This window comes from Moorena sp. SIO4A5, from assembly GCF_010672005.1.
GTDB lineage: Bacteria > Cyanobacteriota > Cyanobacteriia > Cyanobacteriales > Coleofasciculaceae > Moorena.
In genome coordinates, this window is sequence record NZ_JAAHHZ010000384.1 from 3,179 (window position 1) to 4,536 (window position 1,358).

At 48.7% G+C, this 1,358-nt stretch carries 1 protein-coding gene; it reads left to right on the forward strand.

Annotated elements, in window-relative coordinates; genetic code table 11:
• Nucleotides 1–24: 24 nt before the first annotated feature.
• On the forward strand, nt 25–1,358 hold a 1,334-nt coding region (locus F6K57_RS37510; protein ID WP_293073436.1), incomplete at its 3' end, for a POTRA domain-containing protein.

The following is a 1,358-nucleotide window of genomic DNA, read 5'->3' on the forward strand; positions in this document are numbered from 1 at the left end:
GGGTCGAATTCTTCACCAACCCAGGTGGCAGTACCAACTAAACCAACTAAAGTAGTGGTTCCGGTAGATTCTTCAACAGCAGAGTTACCCTCCTTTAGCCCAAACCCACCCCAACTATCACCAGATAGCATCGAAGGGATTGGTCAACTAACACCTCCGAATAGGGTAGATCAACCGTCCCAACTCCCGGAACCCACTCAACTGGAGCCCCCTTCAACTCAACCTCCTTTATCAATCGATAGCATCGAAGGGAGTGCTCAATTAACACCTCCTTTTGGGACAGATCAACTATCGCAACTTCCGGAACCCACTCAACTCGAGCCCCCTTCAACTGAGCCTCCTTCTGACTCGGAGGAGGTACGAGTACTGGTAGCAGAAGTCTTGATTACTGGCGCACCTCCCCAACTGGAAGAGGAAATTTATCGGGTGATTAAAACCCGACCAGGACGAGCAACCACCCGCTCTCAGCTTCAGGAAGATGTGAATGCTATCTTTGCCACAGGTTTCTTTTCCAGTGTGGATGTTCAGCCAGAAGATACTCCCTTGGGAGTTAGGATTAGCTTTATTGTCAGAGCTAACCCAGTATTGCGTCAGGTGGCAGTCAAAACAGAACCCCCAGGGGAAGGGCAACGAATCGTAAACCAGGAAAAAATTAATGAAATCTTCAGTGAGCAATATGGCTCAATCCTGAATCTGCGAGACCTGCAAGAGGGAATCAAACAATTAAACGACTGGTATAAGGAAGAAGGTTATGACCTAGCTCAAGTCATTGATGCTGAGCAAGTCACACCGGATGGCACAGTCACCTTGGTCGTGGCAGAAGGGGTGATTGAAGCTGTCAAGGTGCGTTTTCTCGATGAAGATGGTAACCCGATTGTAGATGAAAATGGCAACCCAATTCCAGCAATGACTGACCGGGAGGAACCGGTTGGGGGTAATACTCGCCCGTTTATTATTACCCGGGAAGTGGAGTTAAAATCCGGTAGTGTATTTAACCGGAAGAAAGCCCAAAGGGACCTACAGCGAGTTTTTGGTTTAGGCATTTTCGATGATGTAAGGTTTTCCTTTGAACCCGGTACGGACCCACGCCAGGTGGTGATAGTAGTAGATGTGATTGAGAAGAGTAGTGGCTCGATTGCGGCTGGTGCAGGTCTGAGTTCTGCCAGTGGTTTTTTTGGTACCGTGAGCTATCAACAGCAAAATCTAGGGGGAAATAATCAGACCTTAGGGGGAGAATTTCAGCTGGGAACCCGAGAGCTATTGTTCGATTTGAGCTTTACAGACCCTTGGATTGCAGGAGACCCCTTCCGCACTTCTTACACGGTCAATGCTTTCCGACGGCGCTCGATTTCCTTGGT